This is a genomic window from Kluyvera sp. CHPC 1.2972, assembly GCF_036759925.1.
GTDB lineage: Bacteria > Pseudomonadota > Gammaproteobacteria > Enterobacterales > Enterobacteriaceae > Kluyvera.
The window spans coordinates 12,002-24,444 of sequence record NZ_JAPKIB010000008.1 but is presented as its reverse complement, the minus strand read 5'-3'; the positions used below and the strand labels follow the sequence as shown (position 1 = coordinate 24,444).

Annotated in this window: 9 protein-coding genes; 4 read left to right on the top strand and 5 right to left on the bottom strand. The window is 52.5% G+C overall.

Annotated features, from left to right (window positions below; genetic code table 11):
• Positions 1 to 19 precede the first annotated feature (19 nt).
• The 4 genes from cmk to serC form a co-directional block, all read right to left on the bottom strand.
• On the bottom strand, positions 20 to 703 hold the full coding sequence (cmk, locus tag V6944_RS13945) for a (d)CMP kinase (protein WP_185666567.1): 684 nt from the start codon (positions 701 to 703) through the stop codon (positions 20 to 22).
• 175 nt (positions 704 to 878) lie between these two features.
• A complete protein-coding gene (locus tag V6944_RS13940; RefSeq protein WP_333499386.1) occupies positions 879 to 1,646 on the bottom strand; it encodes a M48 family metallopeptidase in 768 nt (255 codons plus the stop codon).
• 134 nt (positions 1,647 to 1,780) lie between these two features.
• The gene (aroA, locus tag V6944_RS13935) at positions 1,781 to 3,064 is read right to left on the bottom strand and encodes a 3-phosphoshikimate 1-carboxyvinyltransferase (RefSeq protein ID WP_333499385.1); all 1,284 of its coding nucleotides are present in this window, start codon (positions 3,062 to 3,064) and stop codon (positions 1,781 to 1,783) included.
• A gap of 71 nt (positions 3,065 to 3,135) precedes the next feature.
• A complete protein-coding gene (gene serC / locus V6944_RS13930; protein ID WP_333499384.1) occupies positions 3,136 to 4,224 on the bottom strand; it encodes a 3-phosphoserine/phosphohydroxythreonine transaminase in 1,089 nt (362 codons plus the stop codon).
• A gap of 409 nt (positions 4,225 to 4,633) precedes the next feature.
• Between serC and ycaO the strand changes: the two genes are divergently transcribed.
• From ycaO to pflA, 4 genes are all read left to right on the top strand, one after another.
• The gene (gene ycaO / locus V6944_RS13925) at positions 4,634 to 6,394 is read left to right on the top strand and encodes a 30S ribosomal protein S12 methylthiotransferase accessory factor YcaO (protein ID WP_333499383.1); all 1,761 of its coding nucleotides are present in this window, start codon (positions 4,634 to 4,636) and stop codon (positions 6,392 to 6,394) included.
• 405 nt (positions 6,395 to 6,799) lie between these two features.
• Entirely contained in the window at positions 6,800 to 7,657 is an 858-nt protein-coding gene (focA, locus tag V6944_RS13920; protein WP_333499382.1) for a formate transporter FocA, read from the top strand.
• Between the two features lie 55 nt (positions 7,658 to 7,712).
• Positions 7,713 to 9,995 carry a formate C-acetyltransferase gene (gene pflB, locus V6944_RS13915; RefSeq protein ID WP_333499381.1) on the top strand — a complete coding sequence of 761 codons (2,283 nt, stop codon included), beginning with the start codon at positions 7,713 to 7,715 and terminating at the stop codon, positions 9,993 to 9,995.
• 205 nt (positions 9,996 to 10,200) lie between these two features.
• Positions 10,201 to 10,941, top strand: a complete 741-nt coding sequence (gene pflA / locus V6944_RS13910; protein ID WP_333499380.1) for a pyruvate formate lyase 1-activating protein — start codon at positions 10,201 to 10,203, stop codon at positions 10,939 to 10,941.
• Between the two features lie 77 nt (positions 10,942 to 11,018).
• On the opposite strand, the gene V6944_RS13905 is transcribed toward pflA, so the two are convergent.
• On the bottom strand, positions 11,019 to 12,440 hold the full coding sequence (locus tag V6944_RS13905) for an APC family permease (protein WP_333499379.1): 1,422 nt from the start codon (positions 12,438 to 12,440) through the stop codon (positions 11,019 to 11,021).
• Positions 12,441 to 12,443: the final 3 nt, after the last annotated feature.

Here is a 12,443-nt window from a genome sequence, read left to right as displayed (position 1 = left end):
CTGCAAATTCGGTCGCGTTTTACGCGAGTGCCAGTTTCTGGCGCGCATAGTCTAACGCTTTTTCAATTACTTGCTCAATGCTTAAGGTGGTGGAATCCAACACTAAAGCATCGGCCGCAGGAACCAGTGGCGCAACAGCACGATTACGATCGCGGTCGTCACGCTCCTTTATCTCTGCCAAAAGGCGCTCAAAGTTAACACTAAAGCCCTTTTCCTGCAACTGTAGCATGCGACGGTGCGCACGTTCTTCCGATGAGGCATCAAGGAAAATTTTCACAGGCGCATCCGGAAACACCACGGTGCCCATATCACGACCATCGGCAATCAGACCAGGGGCTTCGCGGAAGCCGCGCTGACGGCGCAAAAGCGCTTCACGCACACGTGGGAATGCCGCTACCTGGGACGCCGCATTGGCCACTTCCTGAGTGCGGATTTCACCGCTGACGTCTTCGCCTTCCAGAATAACTTCCAGCGTGCCGTCCGTAGAGACGAAGCGTACGTCCAGATGCACGGCCAGCGGCACTAACGCGTCTTCAGATGCGACATCCACATGGTGGTGCAGCGCGGCCAAAGCCAGCACGCGATAGATAGCGCCGGAGTCCAGCAAATGCCATTGCAATGCTTCTGCCATTGCTTTGCACAGCGTGCCTTTACCCGCGCCGCTAGGGCCGTCAATGGTAATTACCGGGGCAATTGCCGTCATCTCTTTCTCCTTAATGAAAGGCATATACAACGTAAACGCCGCGCATTATACGCATCTCTGGGCCGGACGGTTACTGTTGTCTGTCTGAGAATGACAAAATCAGGTCCATGAATTAGCGGGGGAATAGATAATTATAGCGGGCTGGTGCGACGCCAGCCCGGAAAGTGACAATAATTTACTTTTTGTCAGCCGCAATGCGCTCTTTGATATGTTCTGAACGCTCCGTTGACGGCGGGTGCGAGTCAAACAGGGATTTCGTGTGGCCGGAATCGAGGCTTGCCAGTTTGTCGAAGCTACCCACCAGGCCCTGAGTGCTGATGCCACGTTTTTTCAGCAGGTCGTAGGAGAAGTCATCAGCCTCTGACTCTTTCTCACGGGAGAATTTCGCATTAATCGCCCCTTCCGCGACATCGCCTAACTGCGAGCGGGAAAGCTGGGAAGCGACACCGCTGGTGGCTGAAATCGCGTCGCGGGCGGCTACCACGGCATAGGCCGCTTTCATTTCTTGCAGAGAGTGGCCCAGCGCGACGTGCCCCAACTCGTGCCCCAGCACGCCTTCCACTTCGTTATCAGTCATCATATCCATCAGACCGCTGTAGACGCGTACGCAGCCATTCGCCATTGCCCAGGCATTGACGTCGCTGGTCATATAGACCTTGTAGTTAACCACCGTGCCATTAATGTTGTTCCCCAGCGCTTTAGCGATTTTAGCCAGACGTTTGCCATACTTGCTTTTCGCACTTGCGATCTGATTCCCGCTGTCCATCTCTTTGCATCCCTGATTGGCGAGAGATTTCGCATCAGCATCAGTCAGCGTAGCCGCTTTGTAGGCCGAAAGCCCCGAGCTCGCAATCTTATTGCCGTCGAGACCGTTCATGTTTTTACACCCTGCCAACAGCGTGGTTGATATAGCAAGCGCCAGCCATAGCTTTGTATTCTTCATATGAATCATCCATTGATTAATTATAAAAATATCAATTAGTTAAACGAATAAAAGAGTAGCATTGCGATGGGAGTGTAAAAAGTCCGAAAAAAAACGCCGGCAGGATGTCGGCGTTTTACTGAGGAATGACAGCGTTAGGCTAACGTACTGATACGCGCCAGCTGTTCGAAATAGTCCGGGAAGGTTTTCGCCGTGCATTTCGGATCAAGGATGGTAACCGGCGTATCCGACAGCGCCACCAGCGAGAAGCACATCGCCATACGGTGATCGTTGTAGGTCCCAATCTCGGCAAAATTCAGCGCTGCCGGTGGCGTAATGCGAATGTAGTCTTCACCCTCTTCCACTTCTGCGCCAACTTTACGCAATTCAGTTGCCATCGCGAACAGGCGGTCCGTCTCTTTCACGCGCCAGTTGTAGATATTGCGCAACGTGGTTGTGCCTTTCGCAAACAGCGCTGCCGTCGCGATTGTCATCGCCGCATCAGGAATATGGTTCATGTCCATATCGATGGCATTCAGTTCGCCGCGGGTACAGGCAATAAAGTCGTCGCCCCAGGTGATGGTCGCGCCCATTTTTTCCAGCACGTCGGCAAAGCGAATGTCACCCTGCACGCTATAGCGTCCAATCCCTGTCACCTTAACGGTACCGCCTTTAATAGCGCCAGCGGCGAGGAAGTAGGAAGCGGACGAAGCATCGCCCTCGACCAGATACTGGCCCGGAGAAACGTACTGCTGGCCACCACGCACGATAAAGCGCTGATAGTTCTGGTTTTCCACTTCAACACCAAACGTTTTCATCAGGTGCAGCGTAATGTCGATATAGGGTTTGGAGACCAGATCACCTTTAATGGTGATGGTCGTATCCTGGGGTGCCAGCGGCGCCGTCATCAGCAACGCGGTCAGGAACTGGCTGGAGACGCTGCCGTCTACTTCAACACTACCGCCGTTAAAACCGCCCTTCAGGCGCAGCGGTGGGTAGTTTTCTTGCTCCAGATACTCAATCTGTGCGCCGCCCTGACGCAGTGCGTCGACCAGGTGACCAATCGGGCGCTCTTTCATGCGCGGTTCGCCAGTCAGGACGATGTTGTTGGTGCCAAGACACAGTGCCGCCGCCAGCGGACGCATCGCGGTACCGGCGTTGCCCAGGAACAGCTCCAGTTCGCCGGAGGCCTGAAGTGGGCCAGCGTTGCCGGTGACTTCGCAGCGGGTACGGTCATCAGACAGGGTGTATTGAATTCCCAGCGCCTTCAACGCGTTCAGCATGTGGCGGACATCATCGCTGTCCAGCAGGTTAGTCAGAACGGTCGTGCCGCGCGCTAACGCCGCCAGCAGCAAAGCGCGGTTCGACACGCTTTTAGAACCAGGCAGGTTAATCGTGCCATCGACGCGCGCGATAGGTTGTAACGTCAGGGATTCCATGAAACTCAACTCTCAAAAACAGAAGTAAAAACCCCACGGACAGGCCGTGGGGATGAATAAAAAAAGCCAGATTAACCGTGACGACGCTCGAAATCCTGCATGAATTCCGTCAGCGTCTGTACGCCTGCCAGCGGCATGGCGTTGTAGATAGAAGCACGCATCCCGCCCACCACGCGGTGGCCTTTCAGCGCATGCAGACCCGCCGCAAAGGACTCTTCGAGGAACAGTTTGTCCAGCGCGCTGTCCGCCAGCTGGAACGGCACGTTCATACGCGAACGGTTGGCACTTGCCACGTCGTTACGATAGAAATCGCTGCCATCAATGGTGTTATACAGAAGATCGGCCTTCTGCTGATTAATACGGTCCATTGCGGCAACCCCGCCCTGCTCTTTCAGCCACTTGAAGACTAAACCTGCCAGATACCAGGCGAAGGTCGGCGGCGTGTTGAACATGGAGTCGTTATCGTTCAGCACGGTGTAGTCGAGAATAGACGGGCAAGCAACGTGCGCTTTACCCAGCAGGTCTTCACGCACGATAACCAGGGTTAAGCCCGCCGGGCCGATGTTTTTCTGTGCGCCAGCGTAGATGACACCGTAGCGGCTCACGTCAATTGGGCGCGAAAGAATGGTTGAGGAGAAGTCAGCGGCAACAATCACGTCTTTACCAAAGTCTGGCGTCTCTTCGATGGCAATGCCGTCGATGGTTTCGTTCGGGCAGTAGTGCAGGTAAGCCGCATTATCAGAGAGCTGCCAGTCGCGCATCGGTTTCACCGCGCGCTTACCGTCAACGGTCACTTTGGCGTCAATGACATGAGGGGTGCAGTATTTTTTCGCTTCTTTAACCGCGCTTGCCGCCCAGTAGCCTGCGTCAACGTAGTCCGCAGTGGTTTTGTCGCCGAGAATGTTCAGCGGTACGCCCGCGAACTGCCCGCGTCCACCACCGTGACAGAACAGAACCTTGTAGTTGGAAGGGATGTTAAGCAGGTCGCGGAAATCTTTTTCTGCTTCCTCTGCCACGTGGATAAACTCTTTACCGCGGTGGCTAACTTCCATTACCGACGTGCCTAATCCGTTCCAGTCGCAAAGTTCTTTTTGCGCCAGTTTAAGGACATCTGCCGGAAGCATTGCCGGACCTGAACTGAAATTAAAAACCTGAGCCATAACCCTCACCACATTGCAATGTTGTCTGACCGCATGCCTCGCGCGTCATCAAACGCGTGGGCATAAGTTATTCCTGTGGCTATTGGTTTTATCATTCAGTGACACAGCCCGCAACGGATAATCCCGCACAGGGCAAAAATGCGTAGAGAATCACACAACAGAATCTATCGACTTGACGAAACAAAATGGTCTATTCCGCTATTTGTATTTGCTGGATGAAGTTTCTACGCAAAATCATTCAAGTTGTATCAAGGTGGCAAGGGAGTGAATCCCCAGGAGCGTACATAAGTACGTGACTGGGGTGAACGAGCGCAGCCAACGCAGAGACAACTTGAAGGATGAAGCGTATAGCGATTGTCATGCAAACCCCGTATCATTGCGCGCTTTCCGTACGACAAAAGAGATTGCTATGACGCAAACCTATATTCCCGGCAAAGATGCCGCACTGGAAGATTCCATCGCTCGCTTCCAGCAAAAGCTGCTCGACCTGGGCTTCGATATTGAAGAAGCTTCCTGGCTGAACCCGGTTCCTAACGTCTGGTCGGTGCATATTCGTGATAAGGCATGCTCTCTGTGCTTTACCAACGGTAAAGGCGCAACCAAAAAAGCCGCGCTGGCCTCCGCGCTGGGCGAGTATTTTGAACGTCTCTCCACCAACTATTTCTTCGCTGACTTTTGGCTGGGCGACAAAATCGCTAACGACCCGTTCGTTCACTACCCGAACGAAAAATGGTTCCCGCTGACCGACGACGATGAAGTACCGGAAGGTTTGCTCGACGCTCGCCTGCGCGCTTTCTACGATCCTGACGATCAGTTGACCGCCAGCATGCTGGTTGATCTGCAGTCCGGCAACGACGATCGCGGCGTATGCGGCCTGCCATTCACCCGTCAGTCAGACGGTGAAACCATCTATATCCCGATGAACATCGTGGCCAACCTGTACGTCTCTAACGGCATGTCTGCGGGCAACACCCGCAACGAAGCGCGCGTTCAGGGTCTGTCGGAGGTCTTCGAACGCTACGTGAAAAACCGCATCATCGCGGAAAGCATCAGCCTGCCGGAAATCCCGGCCGAGGTGCTGGCGCGCTACCCAGGCGTCGTTGAGTCCATCAAAACGCTGGAAGCGGAAGGTTTCCCAATCTTCGCTTACGACGGTTCCCTGGGTGGTAAATACCCGGTTATCTGCGTGGTACTGTTCAACCCAGCCAACGGCACCTGCTTCGCCTCCTTCGGTGCCCACCCTGATTTCGGCGTCGCGCTGGAACGTACGGTCACCGAACTGCTGCAGGGCCGCGGCCTGAAAGATCTCGATGTGTTCACCCCGCCAACCTTCGACGATGAAGAAGTAGCAGAACACACCAACCTCGAAACCCACTTCATCGACTCCAGTGGTCTGATTTCCTGGGATATGTTCAAACAGGATGCAGACTACCCGTTTGCCGACTGGAATTTCTCAGGCACCACCGAAGAAGAGTTCGCCACCCTGATGGCTATCTTCAAAGAAGAAGATAAAGAAGTGTACATTGCCGACTACGAGCACCTGAGCGTTTACGCTTGCCGCATCATCGTACCGGGCATGTCCGATATCTATCCGGCAGAAGATCTGTGGCTCGCCAATAACAATATGGGCAGCCATCTGCGTGACACCATTCTCTCCCTGCCGGGTAGCGAGTGGGAAAAAGAAGAGTATCTGAATCTGATCGAACAGATGGATGACGAAGGTCTGGACGATTTCACCCGCGTACGTGAACTGCTGGGCCTGGCGACTGGCCCGAATAACGGCTGGTCTACCCTGCGCGTGGGCGAGCTGAAAGCAATGCTGGCACTGGCGGGTGGCGATCTCGAGCAGGCGCTGATCTGGACCGAGTGGACCATGGAGTTCAACGCGTCAGTATTCAGCCCTGAGCGCGCCAACTACTACCGCTGCCTGCAGACGCTGCTGCTGCTGTCTCAGGAAGAAGAGCGTGAGCCGCTGCAGTACCTGAACGCGTTTGTACGTATGTACGGTGCAGACGCCGTTGAAGCGGCCAGCGCGGCACTGAGCGGTGAAGAGGCCTTCTACGGCCTGCAGCCAGCAGACGGTTCTCTGGAAGCCTTCCCGGCGCATCAGTCGCTGTTGCAGGCTTACGAAAAGCTGCAGCGTGCGAAAGCCGCTTTCTGGGCGAAATAAGGCTTTTCCCGCAGAAAAAGTAGGTTTAACGTACCGTCTACGCTATATTACGGGGCCAATTGATGGCCCCTTTTTTTATTTTCGCGCTTCGCCTCGCGAATGTGTGAAAATAAAGTTAAATATAAGTAAATACTATATTTAGTAGCTTACGTTTGTTGTTAATTTGCCCGATCATTACTCCATTTTAATTAACGAGTAAAATGAAGGGTAAAGAAAAAATTCAACTGAATTTGCAAATCTTAAAAATTATTTTTATCTTATAGCTCAAACACTTACCCTGAGATCGTTGAAAAACCATTCGTTCTTCAGGCCTATAAGCCAGGCGAGATATGATCTATATCAAATTCTCATCTATAATGCTTTGTTAGTATCTCGTCGCCGATTAAATAAAAAGAGAGAGTTAGTGTGAAAGCTGACAACCCTTTTGATCTACTCCTTCCTGCTGCGATGGCCAAAGTTGCCGAAGAAGCGGGTGTCTATAAAGCAACCAAGCATCCGCTGAAAACCTTTTATCTGGCGATTACTGCGGGCGTCTTTATCTCGATTGCTTTTGTTTTTTACATTACCGCAACCACGGGTACCGCAGGTATGCCATTCGGCATCGCGAAACTCATTGGTGGTATTTGCTTCTCCTTGGGCTTAATTCTTTGCGTGATTTGTGGCGCAGACCTCTTTACCTCTACCGTGCTGATCGTGGTGGCGAAAGCCAGCGGCCGCATTACCTGGGGTCAATTGGCGAAAAACTGGCTCAACGTCTATGTTGGTAACCTGATTGGCTGCTTGCTCTTCGTGATGCTGATGTGGCTGTCCGGCGAGTACATGACGGCCAACGGCGGATGGGGGCTTAACGTCCTGCAAACCGCTGACCACAAAATGCACCATACATTTATCGAAGCCGTCGCTCTCGGCATCCTGGCGAACCTGATGGTCTGCCTGGCAGTGTGGATGAGCTACTCTGGTCGCAGCCTGATGGATAAAGCCATGATTATGGTTTTACCGGTTGCCATGTTCGTTGCCAGCGGTTTTGAGCACAGTATCGCAAACATGTTTATGATCCCAATGGGTATCGTAATACGCGATTTTGCTAGCCCGGAATTCTGGACCGCTATCGGTTCTACTCCGGAAAGTTTCTCTCACCTGACCGTGATGCACTTCATCACCGATAACCTGATTCCCGTCACTATCGGGAACATCATCGGCGGCGGTTTGCTGGTTGGGTTGACATACTGGGTCATTTACCTGCGTGGCGGTGACCGTCATTAATTGACGATTGCTCCAGGCAGTAAATAAAAAGTCCACTTAAGAAGGTAGGTGTTACATGTCCGAACTTAATGAAAAGTTAGCCGCAGCCTGGGAAGGTTTTACCAAAGGTGATTGGCAGAATGAAGTAAACTTACGTGACTTCATCCAGAAAAACTACACTCCGTATGAGGGTGACGAGTCCTTCCTGGCTGGCGCTACTGAAGCGACCACCAAGCTGTGGGACAGCGTTATGGAAGGCGTTAAACTGGAAAACCGCACCCATGCGCCAGTTGACTTTGACACCGCCGTAGCTTCAACCATCACTTCCCACGACGCTGGCTACATTAATAAGTCGCTGGAAAAAATCGTTGGCCTGCAGACTGAAGCCCCACTGAAACGTGCTCTTATCCCGTTCGGTGGCATCAAAATGATCGAAGGTTCCTGCAAAGCGTATGATCGCGAACTGGATCCAATGATCAAAAAAATCTTCACCGAATACCGTAAAACCCATAACCAGGGCGTATTCGATGTTTACACCAAAGACATTCTGAACTGCCGTAAATCTGGCGTTCTGACTGGTCTGCCAGATGCTTACGGCCGTGGTCGTATCATCGGTGACTACCGTCGCATCGCGGTGTACGGTATCGACTTCCTGATGAAAGACAAATACGCACAGTTCCTGTCTCTGCAGTCTGACCTGGAAAACGGCGTAAACCTGGAAGCGACTATCCGTCTGCGTGAAGAAATCTCTGAACAGCACCGTGCGCTGGGTCAGATCAAAGAGATGGCTGCTAAATACGGCTACGACATCTCTGGTCCGGCTACCAACGCTCAGGAAGCTATCCAGTGGACTTACTTCGGCTACCTGGCTGCGGTTAAATCTCAGAACGGCGCGGCAATGTCCTTCGGTCGTACCTCCAGCTTCCTGGATATCTACATCGAACGTGACCTGAAAGCAGGCAAAATCACTGAGCAAGACGCTCAGGAAATGATTGACCACCTGGTCATGAAACTGCGTATGGTTCGCTTCCTGCGTACCCCTGAGTATGATGAACTGTTCTCCGGCGACCCAATCTGGGCGACTGAATCTATCGCAGGTATGGGCGTTGATGGCCGTACTCTGGTTACCAAAAACAGCTTCCGTTTCCTGAACACCCTGTACACCATGGGTCCTTCTCCAGAGCCGAACATCACCGTTCTGTGGTCTGAGAAACTGCCACTGGCGTTCAAAAAATATGCCGCTAAAGTGTCCATCGACACCTCTTCTCTGCAGTACGAGAACGATGACCTGATGCGTCCTGACTTTAACAACGATGATTACGCTATCGCTTGCTGCGTAAGCCCAATGATCGTTGGTAAACAAATGCAGTTCTTCGGCGCACGTGCAAACCTGGCGAAAACCATGCTGTACGCCATCAACGGCGGCGTTGATGAAAAACTGAAAATGCAGGTTGGTCCTAAAACTGAGCCAATGAAAGGCGACGTTCTGAACTACGACGAAGTCATGGATCGTATGGACCACTTCATGGATTGGCTGGCTAAACAGTACGTCACCGCGCTGAACGTCATCCACTACATGCACGACAAGTACAGCTACGAAGCCTCTCTGATGGCGCTGCACGACCGTGACGTTATCCGCACCATGGCGTGTGGTATCGCCGGTCTGTCCGTTGCTGCTGACTCCCTGTCTGCAATCAAATATGCGAAAGTTAAACCGATTCGTGATGAAAACGGTCTGGCTGTTGACTTCGAAATCGAAGGCGAATACCCGCAGTTTGGTAACAACGATGCTCGCGTCGATGACATGGCGGTTGACCTGGTAGAACGTTTCATGAAGAAAATTCAGAAACTGACTACTTACCGTAACGCTATCCCAACTCAGTCTGTTCTGACCATCACCTCTAACGTGGTTTATGGTAAGAAAACTGGTAACACCCCAGACGGTCGTCGCGCTGGCGCGCCATTCGGCCCAGGTGCTAACCCAATGCACGGTCGTGACCAGAAAGGTGCTGTTGCCTCTCTGACTTCCGTTGCTAAACTGCCGTTTGCTTACGCTAAAGATGGTATCTCTTACACCTTCTCTATCGTTCCTAACGCTCTGGGTAAAGACGACGACGTTCGTAAAACCAACCTGGCTGGTCTGATGGACGGTTACTTCCACCACGAAGCGTCTATCGAAGGCGGTCAGCACCTGAACGTTAACGTTATGAACCGCGAAATGCTGCTCGACGCGATGGAAAACCCTGAGAAATATCCTCAGTTGACCATCCGTGTATCTGGCTACGCAGTACGTTTTAACTCCCTGACTAAAGAACAGCAGCAGGACGTTATTACCCGTACTTTCACTCAATCTATCTAATAGATTTGACTGAAATCGCGATTAAAAACGCGTAAAATGAAGGCTCCACCTCGGTGGGGCCTTTCTTATAACCAACACTCGCTGAGTGGATTTTGCTTGCTGACTTCTATACTGAAGTTAACAAGCAAAATAAACTCGACGCGGCTTTATAACCGTGCTCGCAAACCTGGCTGTAAAGCCGGGAAGAACTGGAGATAACACCGCAATGTCTGTAATTGGTCGTATTCACTCCTTTGAGTCCTGTGGCACCGTTGATGGCCCAGGCATCCGTTTTATTACCTTCTTCCAGGGCTGCCTGATGCGCTGCCTGTATTGCCACAACCGCGATACCTGGGACACCCACGGCGGTAAAGAGATCACCGTTGAAGAGCTGATGAAAGAAGTGGTGACCTACCGCCACTTTATGAATGCATCCGGCGGCGGCGTGACCGCGTCCGGCGGTGAAGCTATTCTGCAGGCCGAGTTTGTGCGCAACTGGTTCCGCGCCTGTCACAAAGAAGGTATTCATACCTGTCTCGACACCAACGGTTTCGTTCGTCGTTACGATCCGGTCATTGATGAACTACTGGAAGTGACTGACCTGGTGATGCTCGATCTTAAACAGATGAACGACGACATTCACCAGAACCTGGTCGGCGTCTCCAACCATCGTACGCTCGAGTTTGCCCAGTACCTGTCGAAGAAAAACATTAACGTCTGGATCCGCTACGTCGTGGTACCAGGCTGGTCAGATGATGACGATTCTGCGCATCGTCTCGGCGAGTTTACCCGTGATATGGGTAACGTTGAGAAAATCGAACTGCTGCCTTATCACGAGCTGGGTAAACACAAGTGGGTCGCGATGGGCGAAGAGTACAAGCTGGATGGCGTGCACCCGCCGAAGAAAGAGACCATGGAACGCGTGAAGGGTATTCTCGAGCAGTATGGTCACAAGGTGATGTACTAACTCCCCTACTCGTCCCGGCGTCGCTTGCGCTCGGCCGGGCTACAGACATCAAACCCGGCTTAATGCCGGGTTTTCTTTTAGCGCTTTTTACGCGCCAGCAGCGGGAAGATCAGTCCTAATCCCACCAGCACAAACGGCGTGGCGACGTTAAGCGACAGCTGGAAGGCCCACTCCGGCGTAAAGGCGGCCATTTTCGGGAAGATACCAGTCAGACAGGCAAACGCGGTAAACAGGAAGCACCATACACCAACGGTCAGCGCAAGCTTCCGGTTGCGGATAAAGACATACTCCGACTGGTATTTCTGTCCCAAACGAATCACTGCGATAAATGCCACGAACACCCACAGATAACGCAGCGGCATCACCACCGAGTTCAGGTTCAACAGCCATTTGTAGAGGTCGTTCATATCACCGATGCCGAGCGTCGGCAGCATAATCAGCAGCGCCACCAGCACCAGCGTTAACAGATAGCCATTTACCGGCGTACCCGATGCATTGGTTTTGCAGAGCTTCTGTGGGATATAGCGACTGTCGGCATCACTGAGCAGGACTTTCAACGGTGCATCAATCGAGAACACCAGCGCGGCAATCTGCCCCAGGGTGTTCGCGATAGCGTAAATCACCATCAGGGTGTTGCCCATATGGTAATAATCGCCCAGTTTCTGGAACGCGTAGTACTGGCCGTTCGCCATCAGGTCGTTAGGAATATTATTTGAGTCGAACATCATCCCCATCGCCAACGACCCAAGGATGGCACACACTGCAACCATCACCGCCAGGAAGATCATCCCACGCGGGAACTCTTTGCCCGGATTACGGGTGTTATTGACGTAAGGCGAGATTTTTTCCGCGCCGCCCACGGCAAATACCAGCATCGAGATGGTGGTGATATAGGTAAAGTCAAAGTGCGGGATAAAGGTTTGCCAGGTGATGTTGGTGGTGGCAATTTTCACCTCAGTAATAGCCGGCGCCGTCACCGCCATCACCACGTACAGCAGCGACATCACGAACATGGCGATCCCGGCAATCGACCCTACCAGCTTCAGCGATTTCATCCCTCGGGATGCTACCCACATGAAGAAGACGAAAAGCACCAGCGTGAAGCCCTGGAGCGCCACCACACCATATTCGGTGATAAGCGAGCCATTTCCCTTTATCGCCCAGCCGAGCGCAATCAGGATGGCCTGAGGCTTCTGAGCCAGATAAGGAATATGGACGACCCAGTAGGTCCAGGCAGCCAGATAGGCCAGCCCCGGCCCCATCGTATTTTTAATCCAGGTACTGACACCGCCCTTACCGTCTTTAAAGGTCGAACCAAGCTGACCGACGATAAGCGCATAGGGTGTGAAATAAAGTGCAAAGATAAATAACCATGAGAAAACAACCACCAGCCCCTGGTTGGCGTAGTTGTTGACGACGTTACCGAAACCCCAAACCGTAATAAACGACATCAGCGCGATGTTATACCACCGCAGCTGCTTTTCTTGTTCGCTTGCCATAAA